We start from the raw sequence: 26,517 nt of genomic DNA on the forward strand, positions 1-26,517 counted from the left end.
CCCCTGCGTCGAACAGACGGTGCCGATCGTCTTGAAGGCCGCTGCGACGCCCCTATCTCAAGCGCATCGCGGCGGGGCCGCCTGTGCATTCGAAGGATCCACATCATGCGGATGGACAAACTCACCTCGCGTTTCCAGGAGGCGCTGGCCGACGCGCAGTCGCTGGCGGTGGGACGCGACAACAACATTCTGGAGCCGGCGCACGTGATGGCGGCGCTGCTGGACCAGCAGGGCGGGTCGACCGCACCGCTGCTGACCCAGGCGCACGTCAACGTGCCGGCGCTGCGCGAGCGCGTCGGCGAGATCCTCGGCCGCCTGCCGCAGGTGCGCGGGCAGGAGGGCAACATCAGCGTGGGCAACGACCTGACGCGCCTGCTCAACCTCACCGACAAGCTGGCGCAGCAGCGTGGCGACCAGTTCATCGCCAGCGAGCTGTTCGTGCTGGCGGCGCTGGAGGACAAGGGCGAGGTCGGCGCGGCGCTGAAGGCCGCCGGCGCCACCAAGGCCAACCTGGAAGCGGCGATCGACAAGGTCCGCGGGGGCGAGAAGGTGCAGAGCGAGAACGCCGAGGACCAGCGCCAGGCGCTGGAGAAGTACTGCGTCGACCTGACCTCGCGCGCCGAGAGCGGCAAGCTCGATCCGGTGATCGGTCGCGACGAGGAGATACGCCGCACTATCCAGGTACTGCAGCGGCGCACCAAGAACAATCCGGTGCTTATCGGCGAGCCGGGCGTGGGCAAGACCGCCATCGTCGAGGGCTTGGCCCAACGCATCGTCAAGGGCGAGGTGCCGGAGGGCCTGCGCGACCGCCGCGTGCTGGCGCTGGACATGGGTTCGCTGATCGCCGGCGCCAAGTTCCGCGGCGAGTTCGAGGAGCGCCTCAAAGCCGTGCTCAACGACCTCGCCAAGCAGGAAGGCCGGGTGATCCTGTTCATCGACGAGCTGCACACCATGGTCGGCGCCGGCAAGGCCGAGGGCGCGATGGATGCGGGCAACATGCTCAAGCCCGCGCTGGCCCGCGGCGAGCTGCACTGCATTGGCGCCACCACGCTGGACGAGTACCGCAAGTACATCGAGAAGGACGCCGCGCTGGAGCGACGCTTCCAGAAGGTGTTCGTGGGCGAGCCGAGCGTGGAGGACACCATCGCCATCCTGCGCGGGTTGAAGGAGCGCTACGCCGTGCACCACGGCGTGGAGATCACCGATCCGGCGATCGTCGCGGCCGCCACGCTCTCCAACCGCTACATCACCGACCGCCAGCTGCCGGACAAGGCGATAGACCTGATGGACGAGGCGGCCTCGCGCATCCGCATGGAGATCGACTCCAAGCCGGAGGAGCTCGACCGCCTGGAGCGCCGCCTCACGCAGCTGAAGATCCAGCGCGAGATGCTCAAGAAGGAGACCGACGAGGCCTCCAAGAAGCGCCTGGCGGACCTGGAAAGCGACATCGAGAAACTCGAGCGCGAGTTCTCCGATTTGAACGAGGTATGGAAATCCGAGAAGGCCGCGCTTCAGGGCGCGACTAAGATCAAGGAGCAGATCGAGGCGGCACGCGTGGAACTCGAATCGGCCCAGCGCCGGCAGGATTACGCCCGCATGAGCGAGATCCAGTACGGCCAGCTGCCGGAACTGGAAAAGCAGCTTGCCGCCGCGCAGGCCGCCGAGCAGCAGGAATTCAAGCTGGTGCAGGACCGGGTCACCGACGAGGAAATCGCCGAGGTGGTGTCGCGCTGGACCGGCATTCCGGTCAGCAAGATGCTCGAGGGCGAGCGCGAGAAACTGCTGCAGATGGAAGGCGCGCTGCACAAGCGCGTGGTCGGCCAGGACGAGGCGGTGCGGGCGGTATCCGATGCGATCCGCCGCGCGCGAGCGGGCTTGTCCGATCCGAACCGCCCGTACGGTTCGTTCCTGTTCCTGGGTCCGACCGGCGTGGGCAAGACGGAGCTGTGCAAGGCGCTGGCCGAATTCCTGTTCGACACGTCCGAAGCGATGGTGCGCATCGACATGAGCGAGTTCATGGAGAAGCACTCCGTCGCCCGCCTGATCGGCGCGCCCCCGGGCTATGTCGGCTACGAGGAGGGCGGCTATCTCACCGAGGCGGTGCGTCGCCGCCCCTACGCGGTGATCCTGCTGGACGAAGTGGAGAAGGCCCACCCGGACGTGTTCAACATCCTGCTGCAGGTGCTGGACGATGGCCGCCTCACCGACGGCCAGGGCCGCACGGTGGACTTCCGCAACACCGTCATCGTGATGACCTCCAACCTGGGTTCGCAGATGATCCAGGACGCGGCCGAAACGGGTGGCGATCCGGAAGAGCAGTACACCAAGATGAAGGCGGCGGTGATGGGCGTGGTGCAGGCGCACTTCCGCCCCGAGTTCATCAACCGCCTGGACGAGCTTGTGGTGTTCCGGCCGCTGGAGAAGGACCAGATCCGCGCGATCGCGAAGATCCAGCTGGCGTATCTGGAGAAGCGGCTGGCCGAGCGCGACCTCAAGCTGGAGATCGGCGACGACGCGCTGGCATTGCTGGGCAACGTGGGCTTCGATCCGGTGTACGGCGCCCGTCCGCTCAAGCGGGCGATCCAGCAGCAGCTCGAGAACCCGTTGGCGAGGGAGATCCTGGAGGGACGCTTCTCACCCGGCACCACGATCCACGTGGATGCCGAGGGTGGACGCCTGGCCTTCAAGGCTGCCTGACGCCGGCTGGCTCCCTCTCCACGGCGGGGAGGGGAGCCGTCCCGAGCCGCTACCAGCTGTAGCGCACCTTCCCGTACACGTAGGCCCCGTTGAACCCGAATGGCGAGAACACGCTGTAAGGCATCGCGCCGTTGTTGTCGCTGGCCTCGATGACCCGGTCCGGATAGCTGTCGAACAGGTTGTCCGCGCCCACCGTGAACATCCAGCGATCCATCGAATAGTTGAGCGCCAGGTCGAACAGCCACTTCGAGTCGAAGCGCTGGTCCAGCGTCGGGTCGGTCGAGTTGTACGAGGTGAAGCCACCGTAGCGGGTCAGCGTGCTGTCCAGGCTCCAGCGGCCGTTGGTGTAGAGCCAGTTGAAGATCAGTTTGCTGCGCGGCGTGGTGTCGGCCAGCAGGCCGTACTGGTCGCGCCTGTCGATGCGCTTGAAGCTCACGCCCAGGGCATCGAGCACCGCCGGGTTGGGCCGCACGTCGGTTACTTCGTTCTTGTTGTAGTTGAAGCTGACGGTGGTGTGCAGCGAGGCGCCGTCACCCACGTCGAACAGGTAGCTGGCGACCAGGTCGATGCCGCGCGTGCGCGTGTCCACCGCATTGGTGAAGTAGGAAATGCCGCTGAAGTTGGTGTTGGTAATGCCGTTGGCGGCCAGGTAGTCGCGCACCGCGGGCGAGGTCGTCGAGATCGTGCTGGAGAGCGTGACGCGGTCGCGGATCTTGATCTGGTAGATGTCCGCGCTCAGGTCCAGCCCGTCGGCCGGGCTCCACACGGCGCCGAAGGTCAGGTTGCGCGACTTCTCCGGCTTGAGCGGTTCGCCGCCCAGCAGCGTGGCGATGGCGCTGGTGGAGGACACCAGGCCGGTGTTGTAGATGCCCGCCGGGAGGCCCAGCGAGTTGCCCTCGCCGAAATAGAGCGAGGAGGTGTACGAGTAGTACTGCTGCGCCAGCGACGGCGCGCGGAAGCCGGTCGAGGCGCTGCCGCGCAGGGCGAAGCTGTCGGTGAAGTCGAAGCGGCCCGCCAGCGCGCCGGAGGTGGTGGTGCCGAAGTCGGAGTAGTCCTCGTGGCGCACCGCCAGCGAGGTGCCCAGGCGATCGGTGAGGTTGGTTTCCAGGCTGACGTACTCGGCCACGTCGTGCCGTTGGTGCGAGCCGGCGTTGGCCGGCTGGTAGCCGCCGAAGCCCTGCGCGCCGCCGGAGAAGCCGGAGGTGCCGGTGTAGTAGGAGGGCAGGTCGCCCGCCCGGATCTGGTAGCTCTGGCGCAGGTACTCCGCGCCGAAGGCGAGCGTCACGTCATTGGGCAGCCAGCCCACCGACAGGTCCTTGGCGATGTCCACGTCCAGCGACTGCTGCGCGGCGTCCAGGATGCCGTCGTGGAAACGCGTCGGCGTGCTGCCGAAGTCGTTGAGGTAGGCCCGGTTGAGCGTATTGAAGGTGGCGTACGAAACACGGTTCCCGCCGTAATTGCCGGAAACGTCCCAGCGCCAGCCGCCGTCGGTCTTGCCGCGGATGCCCACCACCAGCGAGCGATCGGTGGCCTTGGCGTTTTCCAGTGGCAGATAGCCGTTGGGGTAGAGCGAGGGTACGGCGTTGGCGTTGTCCAGGTTGCGGAAGAACGCCGGCGACACGGAGTCGCGCTTGCCGTAGTGGCCGAACGCGTACAACTGCGCGCCGCCGAGGTCGTACTGACCGTTGAGCATCAGGTTGCGGTCGGTCACTTCGGGGTCGCCGTAGCGCTGGGTGACGCCTTCCTGCGGGCGGGTGCGGTTGGGGCCGGCGCGGTTGGTGTAGTCCTGGTGGCCGGCCTGGGCGGTGAAGCGGATGAAGCCCGCGTCGGACAGCGGAATGCCGGCGTTGGCCGAACCCTGCCACTTGCGCCCGTCGCCGGCCGAATACTGGCCGCCCGACACCGCCACGTCGCCGCCTTCGGCGCCCTTTTTCAGCACGATGTTGATCACGCCGGCGATGGCGTCGGAGCCGTACTGTGCCGAGGCGCCGTCGCGCAGCACCTCGATATGGTCGATGGCATCGATCGGGATGGTGTTGAGATCCACCGCCTGCGAGCCGCGGCCCAGCACGCCGTTGGTCAGGATGATCGCGCCCGGGTGCCAGCGCTTGCCGTCGACCAGCACGAGCACCTGGTCGGGCGAGAGGCCGCGCAGCTGCGCGGGGCGCTGCGAGTCGGCGGTGTCGGCGGCGGACGGGCGCGGAAAGGTGAGCGAGGGAATCACCCGCGCCAGCGCGGTGGAGAGTTCGGTGGTGCCGGTCTGCTTGAGCAATTGGGCCGACACCACGTCGACAGGCGTGAGCGAACTGCTTTCGGTGCGGTTGTCGGCGCGCGTGCCGGTGACGATCACGGTGCCGAGGTTCTTGGCCTTCTGCGCCGCGTCGTTGGCATTCTGGGCGTGCGCGGAGCAGGCGAGCAACAGCGCCGCCGGCAGCAGCGCGAGTCGGGGAAAGAGGCAGGGACGGTTCACGGCAACTCCTGTAGCGGTGCGGGCGATGCGCGGTCGATGCCGGCATCGGGATCGGCGGACGGGAAGCAACGTCCAGCGAAGATGCGCGCGCAGGCGTGGGTATCGCGAGGGGGCCATGCGCGGCTGAGGGGCAGGCTACTCCCGGCGATGGGTCGCGCCAAGGCACGCACCATTGAAATCGCGACCGGCGACTCGATAATGCGCACCAGCGTTTCACGGGGCCGCGTGCCCGGAGTTTGTCATCCATGCCTATCTACGAATTCGAGTGTGCCCAGTGCGGGCACCGTTTCGATCGCCTGCAGAAGCTGTCCGATCCGGACCCCTCGGCGTGCCCCTCGTGCGAGGCGCCGCGGGTGCAGCGCAAGGTGAGCGCACCTTCGTTCCGGCTGGCCGGTAGCGGCTGGTACGAGACCGATTTCAAGAAAGACGGCGACAAGAAGCGCAACCTGGCCGGTGATGCCGAGGCCAAGCCGGCCGCGGCGCCCGCACCCGCCGCGGCTGCCGAGAGCAAGCCAGCCGCAAGCGGGGACTGACCTGGCGAACATTCCGTGGGAGCGGATGTGCGGCCAGCGCGGATGCTAAAATCGCCCGTTCGCCCGCCTCATCGGCACCAGTCCCGGAGTTTTCCTTCCTATGCGCACGCACTACTGCGGCCTCATCGACGAGTCGCTGGTCGGCCAGACCGTCACCCTGTGCGGCTGGCTCAACACGATCCGCCTGCAGAGCCACGTCGCCTTCATCGACCTGCGCGACCATGAAGGTATCGCGCAGGTGGTGGTCGAGCGCGAGAACGCCGATGCGTTCGCGGTGGCGGGCGAGGTTGGCAACGAGTACTGCCTGAAGGTCACCGGCACGATCCGCAAGCGCTTGTCCATCAACGACAAGCTCAAGACCGGCACCGTGGAACTGGTGGCCGACACGGTCGAGGTGCTCAACGCGGCGAAGGACCTGCCCTTCGCGATGCACGAGAACCCCAACGAGGACCTGCGGATGACCTACCGCTACCTCGACCTGCGCCGCCCGGAGATGCAGACGATGATGCGCCGGCGCATCAAGCTGGTGCAGGCGCTGCGCCGCTATCTCGACGCGCGCGGCTTCCAGGACATCGAGACGCCGATCCTGACCAAGGCCACGCCCGAGGGCGCGCGCGACTACCTGGTGCCCAGCCGCGTGCATCCGGGCCAGTTCTACGCGCTGCCGCAGTCGCCGCAGCTGTTCAAGCAGATCCTGATGATGGCCGGCTTCGACCGCTACTACCAGATCGCCCGCTGCTTCCGCGACGAAGACCTGCGCGCCGACCGCCAGCCGGAGTTCACCCAGCTCGACCTGGAGTTCGCGTTCGTCCAGGAGCAGGACGTGCAGGACTTCGTCGAGGGGCTGATCCGCCATGTGTTCAAGGAAGTGGTGGACGTCGAGCTGGATGCCACGTTCCCGCGCATGACCTATGCCGAAGCCATGCGCCGCTACGGTTCGGACAAGCCGGACCTGCGCATCGCGCTGGAGCTGGTCGACGTGGCCGACGCGCTGAAGGGCGTGGAGTTCAAGGTGTTCGCCGAACCGGCCAACGATCCGGCGGGCCGCGTGGCCGCGTTGCGCGTGCCCGGCGGTACGGCGCTCTCGCGCAAGGACATCGACGGCCTGACCGAGTACGTCGCGCGCTACGGCGCCAGGGGCCTGGCCTGGATCAAGGTCGAGGATCGCGCCAAGGGTCGCGAGGGTGTCAGCTCGCCGGTCGCCAAGTTCCTGGACGACACGGCGCTTGAGGCGGTGCTCGCCGCCACCGGCGCGCAGACCGGCGACATCGTCTTCATCGGCGCCGGCAAGTGGAAGGCCGTCACCGACTTCATGGGCGCGTTGCGCCTGAAGGTCGGCAAGGACCGCGGCCTGGTCGAGGCGGGCTGGAAGCCGCTGTGGGTCACCGACTTCCCGATGTTCGAGTACGACGACGAAGAGCAGCGCTACGTCGCCCTGCATCATCCGTTCACCGCGCCGAAGGTCGACGACATCGCCGACCTCAAGGCCAACGCCGCCACTGCGGTCAGCCGTGGCTACGACATGGTGCTCAACGGCAACGAGATCGGTGGTGGCTCGATCCGTATCCACCGCCCGGAGATGCAGAGCGCGGTGTTCGAACTGCTCGGCATCGGCGCGGAGGAGGCCGAGGCGAAGTTCGGCTTCCTGCTCAAGGCGTTGAAGTTCGGCGCGCCCCCGCACGGCGGCCTGGCCTTCGGCATCGACCGCATCGCCGCGCTGATGGCGGGCACCGAGTCGATCCGCGACGTGATCGCCTTCCCCAAGACCACCAGCGCGCAGGACCTGATGACCGACGCTCCCTCGGCCGTGGCCGAGGCGCAGCTCAAGGAACTGCACGTCAAGGTCGCCGGCTGACCGGTACCCGCAGGGTGGGCCTCGGCCCACCTTGCCACCCCGCCGCACGCCCCAAGGTGGGCTGAAGCCCACCCTACGACAGGCCGCGCCATGCCCGACCAGATCATCCTGCTGCACGGCCTGTGGATGCGCGGCTTTGCGCTGGGCCTGCTGCACAAGCGGATGGCCGACGCGGGCTTCGCGGTCGACCGCTTCGACTACATGAGCGTGGTGTCCTCGCAGGAGCGCATCGTCGAGCGCCTGCACCTGCGCATGCAGCGTTACGCACCCGGCCCGGTACATCTGGTTGGCCACAGCCTGGGCGGCTTGTTGGCGCTGCAGGCCTGCCGCGAAGCGGTCGACCTGCCGCCGGGGCGGATCGTTTGCCTGGGTTCCCCGCTGCAGGGCAGCGCCGCGGCTCGCGGTTTCGCCGGTTTCGGGCAGGGCGGCGAGGCCCTGCTGGGGCATAACCGTGAATTGCTCGAGCACGGCATGGAGCGCTGGGACGGCGAGCGCGAGGTGGGCGTGATCGCCGGCCGCGTGCCGATCGGCCTGGGCGCCATGCTCACGCACATGGAAGGCGAGCACGATGGCACGGTCGCCGTCGCCGAAACGCGGCTGGCGGGCCTCACCGACCATTGCGTGGTCGAAACCAGCCACACCGGCCTGGTGCTGTCGGCCGATGCCGCCCAACAAGTGGTGCACTTCCTGCAGAACGGGCGATTCGCTTCCCCGTAGGAGCGCCTTCGGCGCGCGACCACACGGCGGTACGGGGATTTGTCGGCTGCGGCACGGGTTGGAGTAAAATCGCCCGCTTGTCCATTGTTCAGGTTTTCCCGCCATGGGTAGAGGCCCGTCCATCGAAGGCCGCAAGAATGCCGAAGACGCCAAGCGCGCCAAGGTGTTCACCAAGCTGATCCGCGAAATCACCGTCGCCACCCGCGCCGGCGTGGCCGACCCTGCCGCCAACCCGCGCCTGCGCGCGGCGGTGGACAAGGCGCTGTCGGCCAACATGACCAAGGACACCATCGAGCGCGCGATCAAGCGTGGCTCGGGTGCCGAGGGCGCCGGTGAGGAGCTGCGCTACGAGGGCTACGGCCCCGGCGGCGTGGCGATGATCATCGAGTGCTTCACCGACAACCCCACCCGCACTGTCGCCGACGTCCGCCACGCGCTGACCAAGCACGGCGGCAACCTGGGCACCTCCGGTTCGGTGGCCTTCCAGTTCACCCGTTGCGGCGAACTCACCTTCGCCACCGGCGGTAACGAGGCGGCCGAGGAGAAAGTGCTGGAAGCGGCGCTGGAAGCCGGTGCCGACGACGTGATCAACGAGCACGGCGAAAGCATCGTGATCTGCACGCCGGAAAACTTCGAATCGGTGCAGCAGGCGCTGGCCGATGCCGGCCTGGAGTCGCTGCACGCCGGCGTGGGCATGCGCGCGAACAACCGCGTGGCGGTGCCCGAGGACGTGCTCGAACCGCTCACCGACCTGCTCGAGCGCCTCGACGCGCTCGACGACGTGAGCGAGGTCTATCACAACGCCCTGCTGCCGGCCGATGGCTGACGGACCGGCCGGCGCGCGCGTACGCGGCCGGCCCTGCGCGTGAACGCACCCGTGTCCAGCATGAACATCCGGTCCGAACCGTCGGCGTGCCGCATCCTCGGTATCGACCCCGGCAGCCAGCGCACCGGCTTCGGGATCATCGACGTCGATGCGGCAGGCAAGCTCACGCACGTGCACCACGGCGCATTGGCCGTGGCCGACGAGGAAACCTTTCCGCTGCGCCTGAAACGCATCTTTGACGGGCTGGCCGCCATCATCGAGGCTCACCAGCCGGCCGAGTGCGGCATCGAGCGGGTGTTCATGGCGCGCAATCCCGATTCGGCGCTGAAGCTCGGCCAGGCACGCGGCGCGGCGATCTGCGCGGTGGCGGCCAAAGGGCTGGCGGTGCACGAATACGCGCCCACCGAGATCAAGCAGGCCGTGGTCGGCAGCGGCCGCGGCGACAAGACCCAGGTGCAGCACATGGTTGGCATCCTGCTCGGCCTGAAGGGCCCGTTGCAGCCGGACGCGGCCGACGCGCTGGCGATCGCGGTGACCCATGCGCACACGCGCGCGAGCCTCGCGCGCGTGGGCATTCCCCGTACGGCATGGAGAAGGCGATGATCGGACGACTGCGCGGCATGCTGGTTTCCAAGCAGCCGCCGTGGCTGTTGGTGGAAGTCGGCGGCGTCGGCTACGAGCTGGAAGCGCCGATGTCGACCATCTACGACCTGCCGCAGACCGGCAAGGAAGTCACCCTGCTCACCCACTACGCGGTGAAGGAGGACAGCGTCGCGCTGTACGGCTTCCTGCGCGAGGACGAGCGCGCCCTGTTCCGCAACCTGCAGAAGGTGTCCGGCATCGGCGCGAAGATCTCGCTGGCCGTGCTGTCGGGCGTTTCCACCGCCGACTTCGCGCGGCTGGTGCAGGCCGGCGACGTGGTGGCACTGACCAAGATCCCGGGTATCGGCAAGAAGACGGCCGAGCGCATCGTGGTCGAGCTGCGCGACCGGGTCGAAGGCCTGGGCGCAGCGTTGCCCGGTCTTGCGGGCAAGGGCGGCGGTGCTCCGCTGGATCCCGCCGGCGAGGCCACCGTGGCCTTGCAGCAGCTGGGCTACAAACCTGCCGAAGTCACACGTCTGGTGCAGAAAGTTGCCGCCGAGGGCGACGACGCCGAGGCGATCATCCGCAAGGCGCTGCGCGCCGCGCTGGGTCAATGAGGCCCGGTGGCATGAGCGAGAGACATGAACGACGCAACCCGTAACACGCCGCCGCCGGTCGAGTCCGGCGGCGACGAAAAGCTGCACGGCACCAAGGCCGCGCTGATCCTGGGCGCCGTCGGGGTGGTGTTCGGCGACATCGGCACCAGCCCGCTGTACACGCTGGCCGAAGTGTTCCGCCCCGAGTACGGCCTTCACCCGTCCGAAAGCACCGTGCTGGGCGTGCTCTCGCTGGTCACCTGGGCGCTGATCATCGTGGTGGCCATCAAGTACGTCACGCTGGTGATGCGCGCGGACAACCGCGGCGAAGGCGGCATCATGGCGCTGATGACGTTGGCCCAGCGCGCGGTCGGCGGCTCGCCCATGGCGCGGCGGATCGTGATGTTGATGGCGTTGCTCGGCGCCGCGCTGTTCTTCGGCGACGGCGTGATCACGCCGTCGATTTCGGTGCTCTCGGCCGTGGAAGGTCTCGAGGTGATGGCTCCCTCGCTGGAGCATTGGGTCGTGCCGCTGGCGGTGCTGGTGCTGTTGTTCCTGTTCTGGCTGCAGAAGCACGGCACGGCAAAGGTGGGTGCGCTGTTCGGGCCGGTGATGGTCGTATGGTTCCTCGCCCTGGCGGTGATCGGCGTGTGGAACATCATCCAGGCGCCGGAGGTACTCAAGGCGCTCTCGCCCTGGTACGCGGTGCGCTTCTTCGCCTCGCATGGCGTGATCTCCTTCGTGGCTCTGGGCGCGGTGGTGCTATGCGTGACCGGCGCCGAGGCGCTGTATACGGACATGGGCCACTTCGGCCGTTTCCCGATCCGCGCGGCCTGGTTCTTCTTCGTGCTGCCGTCGCTGTTGCTCAACTACTACGGCCAGGGCGCGCTGCTGCTGCACGAACCGCAGGCGGCGGTCAATCCCTTCTTCCACGCCGTGCCGGACTGGGCCGGCTACCCGATGATCGTGCTGGCCACCGCGGCGGCGGTGATCGCCTCGCAGGCGGTGATCTCCGGTGCATTCTCGGTCACCCGGCAGGCGATCCAGCTCGGCTTCGTGCCGCGCATGCAGGTGGTGCAGACTTCGCGCGAGGCGATCGGCCATATCTTCCTGCCGTGGGTCAACCGCGCGCTGATGGTGATGGTGATCCTGACCGTGGTCGGCTTCGGCTCGTCCAAGGCCTTGGGCGGCGCCTACGGCATCGCGGTGACCGGCACCATGGCAATCGACACGCTGCTGGTGATGCTGGTGGCCTGGCGCCGCTGGAACTGGAGCCTGGCCGCGGTGATCCCGCTGACCATCGGCCTGTTGTGCGTGGATCTCTCCTTCTTTGGCGCCAACACGCTCAAGATCCCCGACGGCGGCTGGTTCCCGCTGGTATTGGGGCTGTTCCTGTTCGCGGTGATGACTACCTGGCGCCGCGGCCGCGAACTGGTGGTGCGCGAGATCAAGCAAGGCGGGCTGGCGCTTGCGCCGTTCATCGAGAACATGGCCGAGCATCCGCCGCTGCGGGTGCCCGGCACGGCGGTGTTCCTCACCGCCAACCAGTACGCGGTGCCGCACGCGCTCCTGCACAACCTCAAGCACAACAAGGTCCTGCACGAGCGCAACGTGATGCTTACCGTGCAGATCCTGGAGACGCCGGTGGCCGATGCGGACGAGCGCATCGAGATCACGCCGATGGAAGGCGGCTTCTTCGGGCTGGAGCTGCGCTTCGGTTTCGCCGAGGATCCGAACATTCCGCACGCGCTGTCGCTGTGCGGGCGGGAAGGGCTGACCTTCGACCTGATGGATACGACCTTCTTCCTCTCGCGCGAGACGATCGTCGCGGACGCGCGCCGCCCTGGCATGGCGTTGTGGCGCGACAAGCTGTTCGCCTTCCTCGCCCGCAACGCGTTGCCGGCCACGGCGTTCTTCCAGATTCCGGGCAACCGCCTGATCGAACTGGGCGCGCAGGTGGAGATCTAGCGGGAAGGCGTGGGCGGCTCCAGCCCACCGCCGGTTCCCGCGAGATGAAAGGTGGGCTGTAGCCCACCCTACGGGCCTTTTGCGGCCCTGCCATAATGGCTGCATGACCGAAGCCCGCATCATCACCTCCGCCGCCCATCTCGACGACGAGGCGCTGGAAGCCTCCATCCGCCCGAGGCGCCTGGACGAATACCTCGGCCAGCAGGCGGTGCGCGAGCAACTGTCGATCTACATCGAGGCTGCCAGGAAGCGCGGCGGGGCGCTGGACCACGTGCTGATCTTCGGCCCGCCGGGCCTGGGCAAGACCACGCTCTCCCACGTCATCGCCAACGAACTGGGCGTCAACGTCCGCTCCACCTCCGGTCCGGTGCTCGAGCGTGCGGGCGACCTGGCGGCATTGCTGACGAACCTCGAAAAGAACGACGTGCTGTTCGTCGACGAGATCCACCGCCTCTCGCCGGTGGTGGAGGAAGTGCTGTATCCGGCGATGGAGGACTTCCAGATCGACATCATGATCGGCGAGGGCCCGGCCGCGCGCTCGATCAAGCTGGACCTGCCGCCGTTCACCCTGATCGGCGCCACCACGCGTGCCGGCCTGCTTACGGCGCCTTTGCGCGACCGCTTCGGCATCGTGCAGCGGCTGGAGTTCTATTCGCCCGACGAGCTCACCGCAATCGTGCGCCGTTCGGCGCGCATCATGGCGATCGATTGCGAGATCGAGGGCGCGCAGGAGATTGCCCGCCGATCCCGCGGCACGCCGCGCATCGCCAACCGTCTGCTGCGCCGTGTGCGCGACTACGCCGAAGTGCGCGCCGGCGGGAAGATCACGCTGGCTGCCGCGCAGGCGGCGATGACCATGCTGAAAGTCGATGCCGAAGGTTTCGACGACCTCGATCGGCGCCTGCTTGCCACCATCATCGAGAATTTCGATGGCGGTCCGGTCGGCGTCGAATCGCTGGCCGCCGCATTGTCCGAAGACCGCGGCACGCTGGAAGACGTGGTGGAGCCCTACCTCATCCAGCAGGGTTTCCTCATCCGTACCGCGCGCGGCCGGATGGCCTCGCCCAGGGCCTGGCGCCACCTGGGCCGCAACCCGCCACCGCGGCAGGCGCTGGTGGGCGACATGTTCGACGGCGGCGAAGTCTGACCTGCTGTTGAAGCGCGCTCCTGACAAGCCGGTTTGAACCTGGCGGCGGCAACACGCATGCTCGGGGCTTCCGCAAAACGCGAGCTGTCCTCCATGTCCTCGATCGCCCCCTTTGCCTGGCCCGTCCGCGTCTACTGGGAAGACACCGACGCCGGCGGCGTTGTCTACCACGCCAGCTATCTGCGTTTCATGGAGCGCGCCCGCAGCGAGTGGCTGCGCGCCCGGGGCGTGGACCAATCGGCCCTGCGCGAGGCGACCGGGTTGGCCTTCATGGTGCGTTCCATGCAGCTGGACTTCCTGCGGCCGGCCCTGCTGGATGATGAATTGGCGGTGACGGTCGCCGTCAAAGAATGGCGTTCAGCCAGTATCCTGTTCAGTCAAGCGATCGGCCGGGCGGACGGCGCGGAGCTGGTTCGTGCCCAGGTGCGGGTCGCCTGCGTGGACCTCAACCGCATGCGTCCGGCGCCGATCCCGGCCGACCTCATCCCCGGCCTCGCCCCTTAAGCCTTCCCGCCTCTAAAAGCAGCACACCCCGGAGACTCCCCAAGCCATGAACGGTGGATTGAACATTTTCAAGCTGGTCGCCGAGGCCAGCCTGCCCGTGCAGCTGGTGATGCTGCTGCTCCTGATGTTCTCCTTCCTGTCGTGGGTCATCATCCTTCGCAAGTATTCGCAGATGAAGGCGGCAATGGAGAACGCCGAGGCGTTCGAGGAGCGCTTCTGGTCCGGTGGTGACCTGGCCGGCCTGTTCCGCGAGGTCAGCGGCCGTAATGCCGACAACGGCGGCATGGAGACGATTTTCGAATCCGGCTTCCGCGAGTTCGCCCGCCAGCGCCAGCGCAAGACGCACGACATGCGCGTGGTGATGGAAGGCACCGAACGCGCCATGCGCGTGGCAGGGACCCGCGAGATCGGCGGCCTCGAACGCAACCTGGAATTCCTCGCCAACGTCGGTTCGATCAGTCCGTACATCGGCCTGTTCGGCACCGTGTGGGGCATCATGGGCGCCTTTCAGGGCCTGGGCGAGGTCAAGGACGTCACCATCGCCGTGGTGGCCCCGCACATCTCCGAGGCGCTGATCGCCACCGCGATGGGCCTGTTCGCCGCGATCCCGGCGGTGTGGGCGTACAACCGCTACGCCAACAAGGTCGAACGCGTGGCCTCGCGCTACGAAGTGTTCCAGGAGGAGTTCTCCTCGGTGCTGCAGCGGCAGATCCAGACCGACGAAGTGGCCTGACGAGGGCAAGTCCATGGCCATGCGAAACGCCGCGCGCCACAAGCGCATGAAGCTCAAGTCCGAGATCAACGTCGTCCCCTACATCGACGTGATGCTGGTGCTGCTGATCATCTTCATGGTCACTGCGCCGATGATGAACGCCAACGTCGACGTCAACCTGCCGCAGGCCAACGCGCGGTCGATGGCCGACAAGAAGAACCCGGTGATCGTCTCGGTCGACGCCGACGGCAGCCTTTACCTGACCCTGGAAGGGGCCAAGAAGGAGCCGGTCGACGTGGCCACCATGCAGGCCAAGGTCGGCGCCTTCGTCAAGGCCAACCCGGACATCAGCGTGCTGGTGGCCGGCGACCGCGAAGGCAAGTACGACGGCGTCTACCAGGTGCTGGCCGACCTGCAGCAGGCCGGCGTCAGCAAGGTCGGCCTGATGAGCCAGCCGCAGGGGTCGGGCGCGGGCAATGCGGGAAAATAAGGGCACCTCCACGGCGGTCCTGCTTTCCGCCGTCCTGCACCTTGGCATCGTCGGCTTCCTCGCGCTGGCGATCGTGCCGTGCTCGTTCTACGAGAGCCTGTTCAGCGCGCTGCACCTGCCGGCGGGCTGGAATCCGATCACCTGCGCCAAGCCGCTGGAGCTGCAAGGCCCGGTCATCGAGGCCACGCTGATCGGCCCCACGGGCGCGCCACCGCCGAAGGCGCAGAAGAAGGCCAAGCCGGTGCCGACCATCCCGCCGCCGCCCACGGTGACGCCGCCGGACGTGAAGACGCCGCCCCCGGAGATCAAGACCCTGCCGCCGCCGCCGGAGCACCCGGACACGGTCGACCAGGAAAAGATCGTGGCGGACGCGCTGGAAAAGGCCGAGGAGGCCAAGAAGGAGCAGGAAGAGAAGCAGCGCCAGCGCCAGGCCGAACTGGACGCCCAGGCGGCCAAGAAGAAGGAAGAGCAGAAGAAGCAGCTGGACGAATTGTTCGCCAAGATGGATGCGGCCGCCGCGGCGCGCCAGAAGGCGGAAAACCGCGCCAAACAGGCCAAGCAGCAGATGGAGGACCTGAAGGACGCGCAGGACGAAGGCCTGCCCGACGTGCCGCACGCGGCCCAGCGCCAGACCGGCAACAACGCCCAGAACAGCTCCCTGGCCGACCAGTATGCAGCGGCCATTCAGAATGCGGTCACGCCCAACTGGTTACGTCCGGATAACATGCCGGATGTTCCGTGCAAGGTGCATATCGTCCAGTTGGTAGGGGGCGACGTGATGAGTGCGAAGGTCGATCCAAGCTGCCCGTACGACGATGCTGGCAAGCGCTCGATCGAAAACGCCGTGCTCAGGACCAAGACCTTGCCGTACAAGGGTTTCGAGAGCGTCTTCAGCCGCGATCTGACCCTAACCTTCAGGCCGCAGTGAGATCTTCATGTCCAGAATGAAAACGCTCTTCGCCCTCGCCGTGCTGTGTCTGGCCGCCCTCGTCGCCGGACCCGCGGGTGCGCAGGCGCTCAACGTGGACATCGTCGGCGGCGTCAAGACGGCCACTCCGATCGTCGTGGTGCCCTTTGCGCAGAACGGCGGCGCGCCGCTGCCGACCGACGTGGCGGACGTCATTCGCAACGATTTCAACCGCTCGGGCAAGTTCCGCGCGCTGGCCAAGAGCGAGATCGTCGAGTCGCCCTCGCGCGGTGCCGACATCAAGTTTCCCACCTGGCGACTGCTCAAGCAGGACTACATCACGGTCGGGCGCATCAGCGACGCCGGCGGCGGCCTGCTGCGGGTCGAGTACGAGCTGTGGGACGTCAACAAGCAGCAGAGCCTCCTGGCGCAGGCGTTCACCGCGCCGGCCGGCGACCTGCGCGGCGTCGCCCACCAGATCGCCGACCAGATCTACGAGAAGATCACCGGCGTGCGTGGTGCCTTCTGGACCCGCGTCGCCTACGTCACCGCCGTGGGCCTGGGCAACAACACCACCTATTCGCTGATCGTGGCCGATTCGGACGGCTACAACCCGCAGGTGGTGGCCCGCTCGCGCGAATCGCTGCTGTCGCCGGCCTGGTCGCCGGACGGAACCAAGATCGCCTACGTCTCCTTCGAGAGCGGCAACTCGCAGGTCTACGTGCAGGACATCACCACCGGCGCGCGCCAGCTGGTCGCGGCGCACAAGAAGGGCATCAACGGCGCGCCGGCCTGGTCGCCCGATGGCAGCAAGCTGGCGGTGTCGCTGTCCTACGTGGGCAACCCCGAGATCTTCGTGATCGACATGGCCTCGCGCCACGAAACGCGCCTGACCAACAGCCTGTCGATCGACACCGAACCGACCTGGTCGGCCGATGGGCAGAGCCTCTATTTCACGTCCGATCGTTCCGGCCGGCCGCAGGTCTACCAGATGTCCGCCAGCGGCGGCTCGCCCACGCGCATCAGCTTCGAGGGGCAGAACAACGCCAATGCCGATGTCAGCTTCGACGGCAAGCTGATCGCGATGGTGCAGGGCAATGGGAACGTGTATCGTATTGCCATTATGGATCGCAATCTGGGTGGGCAGGTGCGTTTCATCTCCCCCGGCCCGATTGACGATTCCCCGAGTTTCGCACCGAACGCCAGCATGCTGTTGTACGCGGCCACGGAAGGTCGCCGTGGCGTGCTGTATGCCGTTTCGGCCGATGGCCAGGTCCGCCAGCGCCTCGTGCTGTCCGACGGGGACGTCCGTGAACCGGCCTGGGGTCCGTATCGGAAGCGTTGAGTTTTTTGTCCGTTGGGGCGCGCGAGCGCTCCGGCGGAATGCCCATGGAATGGGCCGAAACGGCGCCTTGGCGCCATTTCGCTTATGGCGGGGCGCAGCCAAAGGCGTCCAGCCAACGGTTGCCGGGCGCGAGGAGCGACTGGCCCGCGGTAACACCAAGCGTCACACAACAAGCCGGACCACCGGCGATCACTGTCCCAACACCGCAATCGTCATTGACTGTCGGAACTCAAACCCGTTTTGAAGGAACGTCACCCATGAATAAGACCGCACGCGTCGCCCTGGTCGCCCTGCTCTGCATCGGCGCAGCCGCTTGCTCGAAGAAGCAGGAAGTCAAGCCGCAGCCCCAGCCGGAGCCGCAGCCGACCACCCAGCCGGCCCCGGAAAGCAACAAGTACACCCCGGCCGACCTCGACACCGACGCCTGCCTGCGCCAGCGCGTCGTGTACTTCGATTTCGACAAGACCGAGATCAAGCCGGAGTTCCAGCAGATCATGGCGTGCCACGCCAAGTACATGCAGGACCGCCCGGAGTCGCACATCCGCCTGGAAGGCAACACCGACGAGCGCGGCACCCGCGAGTACAACCTGGGCCTGGGCGAGCGCCGCGGCAATGCCGTGTCGGACGCCCTGCAGGCCAACGGTGGCTCGGCCAGCCAGGTCGAAGTGATCTCCTACGGCAAGGAAAAGCCGGTGTGCCGTGAGCACAACGAGGACTGCTGGAGCAAGAACCGTCGCGTCGAGATCGTCTACACGGCGAAGTAATGAAGAGCGCACTGGCTAAGCGTTTTTCGGCCAGGCTCGGCATGGCGGGCGCGTTTGCGTCCGCCATGCTCATTGCCGTTCCGGCCCTGGCACAGGACTCCCGCTTGAGCCTCGCCGACCGCGTCTCGCGGCTGGAGCAACAGGCGCAGGCCCAGAACCAGGGCGGTACCAGCCTGGTCAACCAGGTCCAGCAGCTGCAGTCGCAAGTGCAGCAGTTGCAGGGCCAAGTCGAGGAACTGCAGCACACCGTGCAGCAGCTCGAAGAGAAGAACAAGGCGCAATACATCGACCTCGATTCGCGGCTGGGCCGCCTCGAGGGCAACGGCGCCGGCACGAATTCCACGGCCGCGGGCAACACCCCGGCATCCACCGCTTCGGCAGCCGCTGCGGCGACCCCGGCCAACCCGGCACAGGCGCCCGCGGTCGCGCCGGCCAACGGCAGCAGCGCGCCTGCCGCCGCACCCGACGCCAACGCGCAGGCTGCCTACGACACCGCCTTCCAGGCGCTGCGTGGCGGCGACTACGCGCAGGCCTCGCGCGGCTTCCGCAGCTTCATCCAGCAGTATCCGGACAACTCGCTGACGCCCAATGCCTGGTATTGGCTGGGCGAGTCCTACTACGTGACCATGAACTATCCGGTGGCACTGGAAGCCTTCCAACGGCTGCTGAGCCAGTTCCCGCAGAGCGAGAAGGCGCCCGACGCGCTGCTCAAGGTCGGCTACAGCCAGCTCGAGCTCAAGCAGGCCGACGCCGGGAAGGCCACGCTGCAGCAGGTCACCAGCAAGTACCCCAACTCCCGCGCCGCCAGCCTGGCGCAGGAACGCCTGCGCCGACTGCAGCTGCAATCGGCGATCCGCTGAGGTTCGTGTGATGGGCAGTGACGCGGGCGAGCCGCCCGTCGCGCCGGTGCCGGCCGAACGCCTGCGTATCACCGAGATCTTCCATTCGATCCAGGGCGAGGCCGACGCGATCGGCTGGCGCACCGTGTTCGTTCGCCTCACCGGTTGCCCGCTGCGTTGCGTGTGGTGCGACACCGAATATTCCTTCCACGGCGGGCAGTGGCACGCGATCGACGACATCCTCGCCGAGGTTGCCCGTCACGGTGCACGCCACGTCTGCGTCACCGGCGGCGAGCCGCTGGCGCAAAAGCGCTGCCTGATCCTGTTGCACCGCCTTTGCGATGCCGGCTACGACGTTTCGCTGGAGACTTCCGGCGCGCTCGATGTGTCGTCCGTCGATCCGCGCGTGCGCAAGGTCATGGACCTCAAGGCGCCCGACTCGGGCGAGAGCGCGCGCAACCTGTGGAGCAACCTCGACCACTTGCTGCCGCACGACCAGGTCAAGATCGTCATCGCCAGCCGCCTCGACTACGAATGGGCGCGCACCGTTGTGGCAGAGCATGCGCTCGACCGGCATTGCATGGTGCTGTTCTCGCCCGTGCATGGCGCGGTGCAGCCGCGCGAGCTGGCCGAGTGGATCATCGAGGATCGCCTACCGGTGCGCTTCCAGTTGCAGTTGCACAAGCTGCTCTGGAACGACGCGGCCGGGCATTGAAGCTTCTTCCCCGACTTGCTGCTGGGGAAGAGTAAAGACGCGCCGTGGCCTGTGACGCCGCGAGCGCCATCCGGCCGGTGACCGACCGTACGCAAGGATCCATCCCATGTCTGAAACCACTCTCCGCAAGGCCGTCGTGCTCGTCTCCGGCGGCATGGACTCGGCGGTCACCTTGGCCATCGCACGCGAACAGGGCTTCGCGGTCCATGCGCTGAGCGTCGCCTACGGCCAGCGCCACAGCTCCGAACTGGAGGCGGCCGAACGGGTCGCACGCGCGATGGGCGCGCTCGCGCACAAGACCGTGCAGGTCGACCTGCGCAGCATCGGCGGTTCCGCGCTCACTGCCGATATCGACGTGCCCGAGCAGGGTGGTGAAGGCATTCCGGTCACCTACGTCCCGGCGCGCAACACGATCATGCTGTCGATCGCACTGGGCTGGGCCGAAGTGCTCGGCGCCAACGACATCTTCTGCGGCGTCAACGCGGTCGACTACTCCGGCTATCCGGACTGCCGCCCCGCCTTCATCGATGCCTTCGAGCAGTTGGCCAACGTCGCCACCAAGGCCGGCGTCGAAGGCGCGGGGTTGCGCATCCACGCGCCGCTGATGCGCATGAGCAAGGCGGACATCGCGCGCGAAGGCCAGCGCCTGGATGTCGACTTCGCCCAGACGGTCAGCTGCTACCGGGCCGACACCCAGGGGCGCGCCTGCGGGCATTGCGACGCCTGCCATCTGCGCGCCGAGGGATTCCGCACCGCCGGCCTCGCCGATCCCACCCGCTATGCCTGATCCCCTAGAGTGGGGTTCGGCCGCCGGCTCCTACTCCGGCGCCGGTGGTGGCCGAAGCGCCCACACTACGGGAGCCTGCGCGACTGGCGCTTTGCTTGTGCGGGCCGCACGCAAACCCTAAAATCGCCCGCTCGCTTGATGGGTCGTTAGCTCAGTTGGTAGAGCAGTAGACTTTTAATCTATTGGTCCCGGGTTCGAGTCCCGGACGACCCACCATCCAGCCCGCGCCCGTCGCGGGTTTTTTGTGCCCGCTTGCCTCGCGCAAGGCCGCGCGCGAAGCTGCCCCTCTTTGCCGCAACAATGAGGTGCAACGTGGACTGGGTCGACCTGCGCAGCGATACGGTAACCACGCCCACGCCCGCCATGCGCGCGGCGATGCTGGACGCGGCGGTCGGCGACGACGTCTACGGCGAGGATCCCACCGTCAACCAGCTGCAGCAACGCCTCGCCGACGAGCTCGGCTTCGAGGCCGCGCTGTTCGTGCCCAGCGGCACGCAGTCGAACCTGCTGGCGTTGATGTCGCATTGCGAGCGCGGCGACGAGTACCTGGTCGGCATGGACGCGCACACCTACAAGTTCGAAGGCGGCGGCGCCGCGGTGCTCGGCTCCATCCAGCCGCAACCGATCGTGCAGGAGGCGGACGGCTCGCTGCCGCTCGATCGCGTGGCCGCGGCGATCAAGCCGGTCGATCCGCACTTCGCGCGCACGCGCCTGCTCGCGCTGGAAAACACCTGGCACGGCCGCGTGCTGCCGATGGATTACCTGCGGGCCGCGCATGACTTCGCCCGCGAGCGCGGCCTGGCCTTCCACCTGGATGGCGCGCGCTTGTACAACGCCGCGGTGGCTACCGGCGTGGCGGCGCGCCAGATCGCCGGGCATTTCGACAGTGTGTCGGTGTGCCTTTCCAAGGGCCTGGGCGCGCCGGTCGGTTCGGTGCTGGTCGGCTCGGCTGCACTGATCGACAAGGCACGGCGCTGGCGCAAGGTCACCGGCGGCGGCTGGCGCCAGGCCGGCATGCTGGCGGCGGCCGGCCTGCATGCGCTGGATCATCATGTCGCGCGGCTCGCCGACGACCACGAGCGCGCGGCCCTACTGGCGCAACGGCTTGAAGCCGTGCCCGGCCTGCGCCTGCTGGGCCAGCACACCAACATGGTGTTCGTCGAAGTGCCGGCCGAACGCCTGCGTGCGCTGGATGCACACCTGCGCGAAGCCGGCATCCGCATCAGCATCGGCTACCTGCCGACGCTGCGGCTGGTCACGCACCTTGACGTGGACGATGCCGGCATCGCCCGCACAGTCGAGGCATTCGCCACGTTCTTCGCCCGGGGCCAGGCGGCTTGAGTGCCATGGCGGACGCCCTACGCCCCTGGAGCGCGCCGCTGCTGCGAACAGTCGCGCTGGCACTCGCGCTGGCCGCGCCGGCGGCGTGGTGTGGGGACAGCAGCAACGCAAGGCATGCGGGCAATCCGGTCATACCGGGCTGGTACGCCGACCCGGAGGCGGCGATCTTTGGCGACACCTACTGGATCTACCCGACCTGGTCCGACGCCTACGATCGCCAGCTCTTCTTCGACGCCTTTTCCTCGCCGGACCTGGTCGAGTGGACACGCCACCCCCGCGTGCTGGACGTGCATGCGATCAGCTGGGCCAGGCGCGCCATGTGGGCGCCGGCCGTGGTCGCGAAGGACGGGCGTTATTACCTGTTCTTCGCCGCCAACGACATCCAGAGCGACCGGGAGGCAGGCGGCATCGGGGTGGCCGTGGCCGATCGCCCGGACGGCCCGTTCCACGACCTGCTCGGGAAACCCCTGGTAGGCGCGTTCCACAACGGCGCCCAGCCTATCGACCAATCGGTATTTCGCGACGACGACGGGCAGTACTACCTGATCTACGGCGGCTGGAAGCACGCCAACATCGCTCGGCTGAAAAGCGACTTCACCGGTTTCCTGCCCTTCGGCGACGGCAGGATTTTCAAGGAGATCACGCCCGAGCACTACGTCGAAGGGCCGATGATGTTCAAGCGCGATGGTCACTATTACCTGATGTGGTCCGAGGGCGGATGGACCGGGCCGGACTACTCGGTAGCCTATGCGATCGGCGACACGCCGCTGGGTCCGTTCCGGCGCATCGGCAAGATCCTCGAGCAGGATCCGTCGATCGCCACCGGCGCCGGGCATCATTCGCTCATCCACACGCCCGACGGCCGCTGGTACATCGTCTATCACCGGCGACCCAGGGGCGAGACGGCGGCCAACCACCGCGTGGTCTGCATCGACCGGCTGGAGTTCGACGCCCGTGGCCACATCCTGCCGGTAAGGATGACGCGACAGGGCGTCGAGGCTCACCCCTTGCGCTGAGACGTGCGCCGCGCCGATGGTGCAGCGTGCTGCGCGATGAAGTCGCGCACCTGCGGATAGACCGTTTCGCGCCAGCGTCGGCCGCTGAAAATGCCGTAGTGGCCCGCACCCTCGATGACGCGATGCGCATGCCGCTTCGCCGGGATCCCCGTGCATAGCGCGTGCGCCGCCTCGGTCTGGCCCAGGCCCGAGATGTCGTCCAGTTCGCCTTCGACGGTGAACAGCGCACTGCGCGTGATCGCGGCGGGGTTCACGCGCTCGCCCGCCACATCCCACAGCCCGCGCGGCAGCAGGCATTGCTGGAATACCGTGCTGATGGTGTCCAGGTAATAGCCGGCCGGCATGTCCAGCACGGCGTTGTACTCGTCGTAGAAGCGCCGGTGCGCCTCGGCGTCATCCAGGTCGCCGCGCAGCAGGTCGAGGTAGAAATCCCAGTGCGAGGACAGGTGCCGGCCCGGGTTCATCGCGACGAAGCCGGCATGCTGCAGGAAGCCGGGGTAGACCTTGCGACCGCGTCCGGGATAGTTCGCCGGCACCGTGTGGATCAGGTTGGCTTCGAACCAGGACAGCGGCTGCGTCGTGGCCAGGTCGTTGACGCTGGTGGGGCTGCGGCGAGGGTCGATCGGGCCGCCCATCATCACCAGGCTGCGCGGGGTTTCCTCGCCGCGCGCGGCCATCAGCGACACCGCCGCCAGCACCGGCACGGTCGGTTGGCACACCGAAACGACATGGAGTTCGCTCGCGCCGATGTGGCGGATGAAGCGCTCGACGTAGGCGACGTAGTCGTCCAGCCGGAACATGCCCGCCTCGGCGGGAACCATGCGCGCATCGACCCAGTCGGTGACGTAGACCTTGTGGTCGCGCAGCAGCGTGCGGACGGTGTCGCGCAGCAGCGTGGCGTGGTGGCCCGAGAGCGGCGCCACCACCAGCACCACCGGCTGGCGGCGCATCGCCTCGATCACCGTCGGATCGTCGCTGTAGCGCTTGAAGCGCTTGAGCTGGCAGAACGGCAGCTCGAGCGCGGCCTGTTCCACCACCGCGACGGTGTGCCCGCCGGCCTGGATCTCGTGGATGCCGAAGGCGGGCTTCTCGTAGTCCTTGCCCAGGCGGTACATCAATTCGCAACCGGCCGCCCAGCGCGCCGCGCCAGGCCACTGCGCGAGCAGGCTGCCCGGCTCGCTGAACATCTTCGCGCTCGCCTGCGCGAAGTAGCTCATCGGGCCCATGAAGGCGCGCTGCCATTCGTGGAGTTGGTAGAGCATGGGCAACCGGCTACGTAGGGCAAAGCGCCATTCTAGTGGCTTTGCGTGGCAGATGTTGCGGTGCGGCAAGGCGGCCCTTCGACGTTGGCGCTGTGCGTGCGCTGCGGGTGAACCCCTACCTGTCCGCTTTGGGGGGCGCGCAAAGGGCGCACTCGGGACGCGCGCCTCAGCCAGCCACGCGCCGGCAGACCAGCAAGACCTCGTCGACCCCTTCCACCCCGGACAACCCGTCGCGCCATTGCAACGGCTTCTGGAACTTCAGTCCCAGCGGCATGAACACGTGGTTGTACCACCACATCGCGCGCTCGCGACGATGAGTGAGGAACCACTGTCCCAGGTCCAGCAGCCGCGAGGATTTGGGCTGCATGCCGTAGATCGCGCTGCGTTCCAGCGCGAATCCGTGCGCGGCCAGCTTGGCCTCGATCGCCTCCGGCTCATACCTGCGGCAATGGCCCACGAACTCGTCGAACGCCGTCCAGGCATCGGCGTGCAACGGCACCGACAACAGAAGCGTCGCGCCCGGCGCCGCCACGCGCGCGAGTTCGCGCAACGCGCCCTCGTCGTCGGCGACGTGTTCGAGGATGTCGAACGCGCACACCAGGTCGAACTGCGCATCGGCGCAGGGCAGGGCGCCGATCATGCCGTGCATGGCGTTGGCGCCACGTGCCCGCAACTGGCGCAGGGCCGCGTGGCTCAGGTCGACAAAACAGGTGCCGTCCAGCGGGAGGCGCGGACGCAGCCCGGGCGCGACTTCCAGCCGGCGCGGCGCTGCCGGGGCCAACCGGCTCACGAGCGGCCAGGTGTTGAAGCGCTCGGGATCGATCAATCGCGCCCGCGCCCACAGCGCTTCGTAGAAGCCGCGATTGACGCGGAGCAATTCGGCATCGGTGCGGACGGGTGCGGAGGCGGCCATGCGTCCTTTTACAGCAAGCGCCGCCGCCGCGGGTGTGAAGCGCCGAACCACTTCTCGTACCGGGCGCGATCAGAACCGACGTAGTTCAGTGCCGGCCGCCAGGTCGTGGACAGCACGCCGCCGGCGATCGACCAGCGCCGTTGCAAACCACAACGCCCAGCCGACCAATACTGCCCACACCGCAATACGAAGTCCGAGCCATGGCGCCAGCCCGAGCAACAGCAGCGGCAACGCGGCCACGATGACCCGCCGCAACGCCTGGCCCGGCAACACCTTGCCGCCATCGGCACCGACCACCCGGATGCGCCAGGGGCGCATGCCGAGCGTCTGGCCGCCGCGCAACCACGAGATCACGAAGTACGCGGCCACCACCAGGCCCTGCAGCGGCTGGTACCACCAGGCGATCGTGGCATGCGCGCCAGCGGCCACCACCTGTCCGCCGGTAGCCAGCTGGCACAGCAGGCCGACCACCATCACGATCGCCACCACCGCGAGCAGGTCGTAGACCAGCGCGGTCAGGCGGCGCCATAGGGGGCAGGCGAGGGAGGCGGTGTCGAGCAGTCGATTCATCGGCGTTTCGCTTGCGCCCGCCGCGACTCGCGGCGAGCATCTGCGCATGCAGGAAAAGAGCGCAAGTATCGCCGAAGCCGACCAGCGCAGCATCGGCGCGTTCCTCGAACGGGTCTGGTCGGAAGACGGCCTGGCCGATCGCACCCTCGAGGCGTACCGGCAAGACCTTGAGGCGCTGGCACGCTGGCTCGCCTCGCGCGGGCGCAGCCTGCAGACGGCGCGGCGCGAGGACCTGTCGGCCTTCCATGGCAGCCAGCGCGCGGCAGTGCGCTCGATGGCGCGACGCCAGTCGGCGTTCCGGCGGTACTACGGTCAGCTCGCGCGCGACACGCCGGGCTTCGAGGATCCGACCCTGCTGATCGAACGCCCGCGCATGCCGCGCAGCCTGCCCAAGGCGCTGGCCGAGCGCGAGATCGAGGCGCTGCTGGCCGCGCCGGACCTGGCATCGACGCTAGGATTGCGCGACCGGGCCATGCTGGAACTGATGTACGCCTCCGGCTTGCGCGTATCGGAACTGGTGGAGCTGCCGCTGGCCGCGCTCAACACCCGCCAGGGCGTGCTGCGCGTCACCGGCAAGGGCGGCAAGGATCGCCTCGTGCCGGTCGGCGAGGTGGCGCTGGAGCGCATCGAGGCCTACCTCGCCGACGCGCGGCCGCAGCTTGCCAAGGGGCGGCAGCCGGCGGCGCTGTTCCTGAGCCAGCGCGGCGAAGGCATGACGCGACAGATGTTCTGGACACTGGTCAAGCGCCACGCGCTGGCGGTCGGCATCGAAGGCAAGCGCATTTCCCCGCACGTGCTGCGCCACTCCTTCGCCACCCACCTGTTGAACCACGGCGCCGACCTGCGCGCGCTGCAGCTGCTGTTGGGCCACGCCTCGCTCAGCACCACGCAGATCTACACGCTGGTGGCGAAGGAGGGCCTGAAGCGCCTGCACGCGCAACACCATCCCCGCGGCTGAGGC

25 protein-coding genes and 1 tRNA gene are annotated in these 26,517 nt (G+C 67.7%); 22 read left to right on the forward strand and 4 right to left on the reverse strand.

Annotation, left to right across the window (positions count from 1 at the left end; all coding sequences use genetic code 11):
• Positions 1 to 105 precede the first annotated feature (105 nt).
• Complete coding sequence (gene clpB / locus ACFWZ1_RS03525) at positions 106 to 2,697, forward strand: ATP-dependent chaperone ClpB (protein WP_439665461.1); 2,592 nt, start codon at positions 106 to 108, stop codon at positions 2,695 to 2,697.
• A 49-nt stretch (positions 2,698 to 2,746) separates the two neighbouring features.
• Here clpB and ACFWZ1_RS03530 read toward each other — a convergent pair whose 3' ends face one another.
• Entirely contained in the window at positions 2,747 to 5,167 is a 2,421-nt protein-coding gene (locus ACFWZ1_RS03530; protein WP_439665462.1) for a TonB-dependent receptor plug domain-containing protein, read from the reverse strand.
• 245 nt (positions 5,168 to 5,412) lie between these two features.
• Here ACFWZ1_RS03530 and ACFWZ1_RS03535 point away from each other — a divergent pair, with 245 nt between their 5' ends.
• From ACFWZ1_RS03535 to ACFWZ1_RS03630, 20 genes are all read left to right on the forward strand, one after another.
• Positions 5,413 to 5,700 carry an FmdB family zinc ribbon protein gene (locus ACFWZ1_RS03535; protein WP_231323723.1) on the forward strand — a complete coding sequence of 96 codons (288 nt, stop codon included), beginning with the start codon at positions 5,413 to 5,415 and terminating at the stop codon, positions 5,698 to 5,700.
• A 100-nt stretch (positions 5,701 to 5,800) separates the two neighbouring features.
• On the forward strand, positions 5,801 to 7,555 hold the full coding sequence (aspS, locus tag ACFWZ1_RS03540) for an aspartate--tRNA ligase (protein ID WP_439665463.1): 1,755 nt from the start codon (positions 5,801 to 5,803) through the stop codon (positions 7,553 to 7,555).
• Between the two features lie 90 nt (positions 7,556 to 7,645).
• Positions 7,646 to 8,272, forward strand: coding sequence for an esterase/lipase family protein (locus ACFWZ1_RS03545; RefSeq protein ID WP_439665464.1), 627 nt, complete (start codon positions 7,646 to 7,648; stop codon positions 8,270 to 8,272).
• A 103-nt stretch (positions 8,273 to 8,375) separates the two neighbouring features.
• Positions 8,376 to 9,098: a YebC/PmpR family DNA-binding transcriptional regulator gene (locus ACFWZ1_RS03550; protein ID WP_231323729.1), complete on the forward strand. Its 723-nt coding sequence runs from the start codon at positions 8,376 to 8,378 to the stop codon at positions 9,096 to 9,098.
• A gap of 60 nt (positions 9,099 to 9,158) precedes the next feature.
• The gene (gene ruvC, locus ACFWZ1_RS03555) at positions 9,159 to 9,701 is read left to right on the forward strand and encodes a crossover junction endodeoxyribonuclease RuvC (RefSeq protein WP_231323731.1); all 543 of its coding nucleotides are present in this window, start codon (positions 9,159 to 9,161) and stop codon (positions 9,699 to 9,701) included.
• Positions 9,698 to 10,297, forward strand: coding sequence for a Holliday junction branch migration protein RuvA (gene ruvA / locus ACFWZ1_RS03560; RefSeq protein WP_231323733.1), 600 nt, complete (start codon positions 9,698 to 9,700; stop codon positions 10,295 to 10,297). The genes ruvC and ruvA overlap by 4 nt, the downstream gene beginning before the upstream one ends.
• A gap of 24 nt (positions 10,298 to 10,321) precedes the next feature.
• Positions 10,322 to 12,244, forward strand: coding sequence for a potassium transporter Kup (locus tag ACFWZ1_RS03565; RefSeq protein WP_439665465.1), 1,923 nt, complete (start codon positions 10,322 to 10,324; stop codon positions 12,242 to 12,244).
• A 103-nt stretch (positions 12,245 to 12,347) separates the two neighbouring features.
• Positions 12,348 to 13,391, forward strand: a complete 1,044-nt coding sequence (gene ruvB / locus ACFWZ1_RS03570; RefSeq protein WP_231323737.1) for a Holliday junction branch migration DNA helicase RuvB — start codon at positions 12,348 to 12,350, stop codon at positions 13,389 to 13,391.
• A gap of 93 nt (positions 13,392 to 13,484) precedes the next feature.
• Positions 13,485 to 13,895 (forward strand): tol-pal system-associated acyl-CoA thioesterase, encoded by a 411-nt coding sequence (gene ybgC / locus ACFWZ1_RS03575; RefSeq protein WP_439665466.1) that lies wholly within the window; start codon positions 13,485 to 13,487, stop codon positions 13,893 to 13,895.
• 46 nt (positions 13,896 to 13,941) lie between these two features.
• On the forward strand, positions 13,942 to 14,628 hold the full coding sequence (gene tolQ, locus ACFWZ1_RS03580; RefSeq protein ID WP_231323741.1) for a protein TolQ: 687 nt from the start codon (positions 13,942 to 13,944) through the stop codon (positions 14,626 to 14,628).
• 19 nt (positions 14,629 to 14,647) lie between these two features.
• A complete protein-coding gene (tolR, locus tag ACFWZ1_RS03585) occupies positions 14,648 to 15,097 on the forward strand; it encodes a protein TolR (RefSeq protein ID WP_231325863.1) in 450 nt (149 codons plus the stop codon).
• Complete coding sequence (tolA, locus tag ACFWZ1_RS03590) at positions 15,084 to 16,025, forward strand: cell envelope integrity protein TolA (RefSeq protein ID WP_231323742.1); 942 nt, start codon at positions 15,084 to 15,086, stop codon at positions 16,023 to 16,025. Before tolR ends, tolA begins: the two co-directional genes overlap by 14 nt.
• Positions 16,026 to 16,032: 7 nt before the next feature.
• Positions 16,033 to 17,349, forward strand: a complete 1,317-nt coding sequence (gene tolB / locus ACFWZ1_RS03595) for a Tol-Pal system beta propeller repeat protein TolB (protein ID WP_231323744.1) — start codon at positions 16,033 to 16,035, stop codon at positions 17,347 to 17,349.
• A gap of 257 nt (positions 17,350 to 17,606) precedes the next feature.
• Positions 17,607 to 18,113 carry a peptidoglycan-associated lipoprotein Pal gene (pal, locus tag ACFWZ1_RS03600; RefSeq protein WP_439665467.1) on the forward strand — a complete coding sequence of 169 codons (507 nt, stop codon included), beginning with the start codon at positions 17,607 to 17,609 and terminating at the stop codon, positions 18,111 to 18,113.
• Positions 18,113 to 18,973 (forward strand): tol-pal system protein YbgF, encoded by an 861-nt coding sequence (gene ybgF, locus ACFWZ1_RS03605; protein WP_439665468.1) that lies wholly within the window; start codon positions 18,113 to 18,115, stop codon positions 18,971 to 18,973. The genes pal and ybgF overlap by 1 nt, the downstream gene beginning before the upstream one ends.
• A gap of 10 nt (positions 18,974 to 18,983) precedes the next feature.
• Complete coding sequence (queE, locus tag ACFWZ1_RS03610) at positions 18,984 to 19,667, forward strand: 7-carboxy-7-deazaguanine synthase QueE (RefSeq protein ID WP_439665469.1); 684 nt, start codon at positions 18,984 to 18,986, stop codon at positions 19,665 to 19,667.
• Between the two features lie 106 nt (positions 19,668 to 19,773).
• Complete coding sequence (gene queC / locus ACFWZ1_RS03615; protein WP_231323752.1) at positions 19,774 to 20,454, forward strand: 7-cyano-7-deazaguanine synthase QueC; 681 nt, start codon at positions 19,774 to 19,776, stop codon at positions 20,452 to 20,454.
• Between the two features lie 140 nt (positions 20,455 to 20,594).
• Positions 20,595 to 20,670, forward strand: a tRNA-Lys gene (locus ACFWZ1_RS03620).
• 96 nt (positions 20,671 to 20,766) lie between these two features.
• Positions 20,767 to 21,795, forward strand: coding sequence for a low-specificity L-threonine aldolase (gene ltaE, locus ACFWZ1_RS03625; RefSeq protein WP_439665470.1), 1,029 nt, complete (start codon positions 20,767 to 20,769; stop codon positions 21,793 to 21,795).
• Positions 21,796 to 21,800: 5 nt separating this feature from the next.
• Complete coding sequence (locus ACFWZ1_RS03630; RefSeq protein WP_439665471.1) at positions 21,801 to 22,811, forward strand: glycoside hydrolase family 43 protein; 1,011 nt, start codon at positions 21,801 to 21,803, stop codon at positions 22,809 to 22,811.
• Here the strand turns inward: ACFWZ1_RS03630 and ACFWZ1_RS03635 are convergent.
• From ACFWZ1_RS03635 to ACFWZ1_RS03645, 3 genes are all read right to left on the reverse strand, one after another.
• A complete protein-coding gene (locus tag ACFWZ1_RS03635) occupies positions 22,796 to 24,073 on the reverse strand; it encodes a polyhydroxyalkanoate depolymerase (RefSeq protein ID WP_439665472.1) in 1,278 nt (425 codons plus the stop codon). The two genes, ACFWZ1_RS03630 and ACFWZ1_RS03635, sit on opposite strands and share 16 nt — an antisense overlap.
• 166 nt (positions 24,074 to 24,239) lie before the next feature.
• On the reverse strand, positions 24,240 to 24,986 hold the full coding sequence (locus ACFWZ1_RS03640; protein ID WP_439665473.1) for a class I SAM-dependent methyltransferase: 747 nt from the start codon (positions 24,984 to 24,986) through the stop codon (positions 24,240 to 24,242).
• 69 nt (positions 24,987 to 25,055) lie between these two features.
• Entirely contained in the window at positions 25,056 to 25,556 is a 501-nt protein-coding gene (locus ACFWZ1_RS03645) for an RDD family protein (RefSeq protein WP_439665474.1), read from the reverse strand.
• A 46-nt stretch (positions 25,557 to 25,602) separates the two neighbouring features.
• On the opposite strand from ACFWZ1_RS03645, the gene xerD reads away from it, so the two are divergent.
• Entirely contained in the window at positions 25,603 to 26,514 is a 912-nt protein-coding gene (gene xerD / locus ACFWZ1_RS03650) for a site-specific tyrosine recombinase XerD (protein WP_439665475.1), read from the forward strand.
• Positions 26,515 to 26,517: the final 3 nt, after the last annotated feature.

Source organism: Frateuria sp. GZRe14 (assembly GCF_051900395.1).
GTDB classification, from domain to species: domain Bacteria; phylum Pseudomonadota; class Gammaproteobacteria; order Xanthomonadales; family Rhodanobacteraceae; genus Frateuria_A; species Frateuria_A edaphi.

Coding starts and splice junctions, on each gene's coding strand:
- ruvB (WP_231323737.1), top strand. CDS start 12,348: ATGACCGAAGCCCGCATCATCACCTCCGCCGCCCATCTCGACGACGAG.
- queC (WP_231323752.1), top strand. CDS start 19,774: ATGTCTGAAACCACTCTCCGCAAGGCCGTCGTGCTCGTCTCCGGCGGC.
- ACFWZ1_RS03635 (WP_439665472.1), bottom strand. CDS start 24,073: ATGCTCTACCAACTCCACGAATGGCAGCGCGCCTTCATGGGCCCGATG.
- ybgC (WP_439665466.1), top strand. CDS start 13,485: ATGTCCTCGATCGCCCCCTTTGCCTGGCCCGTCCGCGTCTACTGGGAA.
- ACFWZ1_RS03565 (WP_439665465.1), top strand. CDS start 10,322: ATGAACGACGCAACCCGTAACACGCCGCCGCCGGTCGAGTCCGGCGGC.
- ybgF (WP_439665468.1), top strand. CDS start 18,113: ATGAAGAGCGCACTGGCTAAGCGTTTTTCGGCCAGGCTCGGCATGGCG.
- ACFWZ1_RS03630 (WP_439665471.1), top strand. CDS start 21,801: ATGGCGGACGCCCTACGCCCCTGGAGCGCGCCGCTGCTGCGAACAGTC.
- ruvC (WP_231323731.1), top strand. CDS start 9,159: ATGAACATCCGGTCCGAACCGTCGGCGTGCCGCATCCTCGGTATCGAC.
- xerD (WP_439665475.1), top strand. CDS start 25,603: ATGCAGGAAAAGAGCGCAAGTATCGCCGAAGCCGACCAGCGCAGCATC.
- tolR (WP_231325863.1), top strand. CDS start 14,648: ATGCGAAACGCCGCGCGCCACAAGCGCATGAAGCTCAAGTCCGAGATC.
- tolA (WP_231323742.1), top strand. CDS start 15,084: ATGCGGGAAAATAAGGGCACCTCCACGGCGGTCCTGCTTTCCGCCGTC.
- ACFWZ1_RS03645 (WP_439665474.1), bottom strand. CDS start 25,556: ATGAATCGACTGCTCGACACCGCCTCCCTCGCCTGCCCCCTATGGCGC.
- ruvA (WP_231323733.1), top strand. CDS start 9,698: ATGATCGGACGACTGCGCGGCATGCTGGTTTCCAAGCAGCCGCCGTGG.
- pal (WP_439665467.1), top strand. CDS start 17,607: ATGAATAAGACCGCACGCGTCGCCCTGGTCGCCCTGCTCTGCATCGGC.
- tolQ (WP_231323741.1), top strand. CDS start 13,942: ATGAACGGTGGATTGAACATTTTCAAGCTGGTCGCCGAGGCCAGCCTG.
- ACFWZ1_RS03640 (WP_439665473.1), bottom strand. CDS start 24,986: ATGGCCGCCTCCGCACCCGTCCGCACCGATGCCGAATTGCTCCGCGTC.
- ACFWZ1_RS03550 (WP_231323729.1), top strand. CDS start 8,376: ATGGGTAGAGGCCCGTCCATCGAAGGCCGCAAGAATGCCGAAGACGCC.
- queE (WP_439665469.1), top strand. CDS start 18,984: ATGGGCAGTGACGCGGGCGAGCCGCCCGTCGCGCCGGTGCCGGCCGAA.
- tolB (WP_231323744.1), top strand. CDS start 16,033: ATGTCCAGAATGAAAACGCTCTTCGCCCTCGCCGTGCTGTGTCTGGCC.
- clpB (WP_439665461.1), top strand. CDS start 106: ATGCGGATGGACAAACTCACCTCGCGTTTCCAGGAGGCGCTGGCCGAC.
- aspS (WP_439665463.1), top strand. CDS start 5,801: ATGCGCACGCACTACTGCGGCCTCATCGACGAGTCGCTGGTCGGCCAG.
- ACFWZ1_RS03535 (WP_231323723.1), top strand. CDS start 5,413: ATGCCTATCTACGAATTCGAGTGTGCCCAGTGCGGGCACCGTTTCGAT.
- ACFWZ1_RS03545 (WP_439665464.1), top strand. CDS start 7,646: ATGCCCGACCAGATCATCCTGCTGCACGGCCTGTGGATGCGCGGCTTT.